This window comes from Streptomyces sp. BE303 (assembly GCF_036290945.1).
Classification (GTDB): Bacteria; Actinomycetota; Actinomycetes; order Streptomycetales; family Streptomycetaceae; genus Kitasatospora.
In genome coordinates this window covers 1-1,439 of sequence record NZ_JAQYWZ010000245.1, presented here as the reverse complement: position 1 = coordinate 1,439, position 1,439 = coordinate 1, and the positions used below count along the sequence as shown (strand labels likewise).

Here is a 1,439-nt window from a genome sequence, read left to right as displayed (position 1 = left end):
GGCGTCGCGGGCGTTCAAGGAGCTGGGCTTCGACTCGCTGACCGCCGTCGAGCTGCGGAATCGTCTGCGGTCGGCGACCGGGCTGGCGCTGCCGGCGACGCTGGCGTTCGACTACCCGAGCGCCGAGCGGCTCGCCGCGTTCGTCCTGGAACAGATGGTCGGTGCGACCGCCCCGGTGGCGGGCCCCGAGGTCACGACCGTGGCCACCGACGACCCGATCGTCATCGTCGGGACGGGCCTGCGGTTGCCGGGCGGGGTGGAGACACCCGAGGCGTTCTGGGATCTGGTGGCCGAGGGCCGGGACGGCATCGGCGCGTTCCCGACGAACCGTGGCTGGGACCTGGAAGGGCTGTACCACCCGGATCCGGAGCACGCGGGCACCTACTACGCCCGCGAGGGTGGATTCCTCCACGACGCGGGCAAGTTCGACGCCGCGCTGTTCGGGATCTCGCCGCGCGAGGCGTTGACGATGGATCCGCAGCAGCGGTTGCTGCTGGAGACGTCGTGGGAGGCGTTGGAGCGGGGTGGAGTCGATCCGCTGGGCCTGCGCGGCGAGCCGGTCGGTGTGTTCGTCGGTGCCTCGTTCATGGGGTACGGCACCGGATCGGTGGAGGGCGGGGAGGGCCTGGAGGGGCACCTGCTGACGGGCACGGCCTCGTCGGTGATGTCCGGCCGGATCTCCTACACGTTCGGGCTCGAAGGCCCTGCGGTGACCATCGACACGGCGTGCTCGTCGTCGCTGGTCGCGTTGCACCTGGCCGCGCAGGCGCTGCGGTCGGGTGAGTGCTCGATGGCGCTGGTCGGCGGCGTCACCGTGATGCCGACGCCAGACATCTTCGTGGAGTTCTCGCGTCAGCGGGGTCTGGCGCCCGACGGCCGGTGCAAGTCGTTCGGTGCGGGTGCGGACGGGACGGGTAGGTCCGAGGGGGCCGGTGTCCTGCTGGTCGAGCGGTTGTCGTCGGCGCGGGCTGCCGGTCGCCAGGTCCTGGCGGTGGTGCGGGGCACGGCGGTGAACCAGGACGGTGCGTCGAACGGTCTGACGGCGCCGAACGGTCCGTCGCAGCAGCGGGTGATCCGGGCGGCGTTGGCGCAGGCGGGCCTGTCGGCGTCCGACGTGGATGTCGTTGAGGCGCACGGCACCGGCACGACGCTCGGCGACCCGATCGAGGCCCAGGCACTGCTGGCGACGTACGGTCAGGACCGTGACGGAGGCGAGCCGCTCTGGCTCGGGTCGGTGAAGTCCAACATCGGCCACACGCAGGCGGCGGCCGGTGTCGCGGGCATCATCAAGATGCTGCTGGCGATGCGGCACGAGACGCTCCCCGCCACCCTGCACGCGGACGAGCCGTCGGCGGAGGGCGACTGGTCCGTTGGCGCTGTCGGGTTGCTGACGGTGTCGCGGCCGTGGACCTCCGGGGACCGGCCGCGACGAGCGGGTG

1 protein-coding gene is annotated in these 1,439 nt (G+C 72.3%); it reads left to right on the top strand.

The genetic code is table 11. The features are described from left to right. A partial coding sequence (locus tag PUR56_RS01655; protein WP_329947547.1) for a type I polyketide synthase occupies window positions 1–1,439 on the top strand: 1,439 nt, incomplete at both ends.